Here is a 1,039-nt window from a genome sequence, read left to right as displayed (position 1 = left end):
TTAGAGCTCAAAGGTGAAGAACAAGGCATCACGGTTTACGATGATTTCGCGCATCACCCTACGGCAATTGAACTGACACTGGGCGGTTTGCGTAACAAAGTGGGTGAAAAACGTATCCTTGCTGTGTTGGAACCTCGCTCTGCCACCATGAAGCGTGGTGTTCATAAGAACACACTCGCGGATTCGCTACACAGCGCAGATGAAGTGTTCTTATTCCAGCCAGACAATATCGAATGGTCGGTGCAAGACATTGCTGATCAATGCAAGCAGCCAGCGTTTGTCGATGCCGATATAGATAACTTTGTGGCTAAAATTGTCGAACGTGCTCAGCCTGGAGACCAAATTCTGGTAATGAGTAACGGTGGCTTTGGTGGTATTCACGGAAAACTTCTTGAGCAGTTAAAACTAAAAGCCTGATTGATATGCACAACAAAATACAACCCTCTCAGAAAAAAGCCATCACGTTGGCATTAACGGGTGCCTCTGGGGCTCCTTATGGCCTTCGTCTTTTAGAATGTTTGGTCGCGGCGGATTATCATGTCTACGTTCTGATTTCTTCGGCGGCTCGCGTTGTGATGGCAACCGAACACAACCTTAAGCTGCCAAGTGGGCCAGACGCCGCAAAGCAAGCGCTGGTGGAACATCTCAACTGTGATCCAAATAACATCACTGTTTGTGGTAAAGATGACTGGTTCTCACCGGTAGCGTCTGGCTCAGCGGCACCAAAGCAAATGGTGGTTTGCCCATGTTCAGCAGGAAGTGTTGCGGCGATCGCGCATGGTATGTCGGACAACTTGATCGAACGGGCGGCTGATGTGGTAATGAAAGAACGCGGGCAACTGTTGCTCGTGGTTCGTGAAACGCCATTTTCAACGCTACATCTGGAGAACATGCACAAGCTATCGCAAATGGGCGTCACCATCATGCCAGCGGCTCCGGGCTTCTACCATCAGCCAAAGAGCATTGAAGACTTAGTGGATTTTATGGTGGCGAGAATTCTTGACCACTTAGGTATTGAGCAAGGTTTGGTGCCTCGTTG

2 protein-coding genes are annotated in these 1,039 nt (G+C 49.1%); both read left to right on the top strand.

Annotation, left to right across the window (positions count from 1 at the left end):
• Positions 1-417: glutamate ligase domain-containing protein (locus tag R7Q38_RS25195; protein WP_318114729.1), on the top strand; the 417-nt coding region annotated here is incomplete at its 5' end.
• Positions 418-422: 5 nt separating this feature from the next.
• Positions 423-1,039 (top strand): flavin prenyltransferase UbiX (locus tag R7Q38_RS25190; protein WP_318114727.1); only part of this gene is annotated, 617 nt, incomplete at its 3' end.

Origin of the sequence: Vibrio sp. Vb0598 (assembly GCF_033338935.1) — a bacterium.
In the GTDB taxonomy this organism is placed as follows: domain Bacteria; phylum Pseudomonadota; class Gammaproteobacteria; order Enterobacterales; family Vibrionaceae; genus Vibrio; species Vibrio alginolyticus.
Note: the sequence above shows the minus strand (reverse complement) of the source record. Positions and strands in the feature narration are given on the sequence as shown.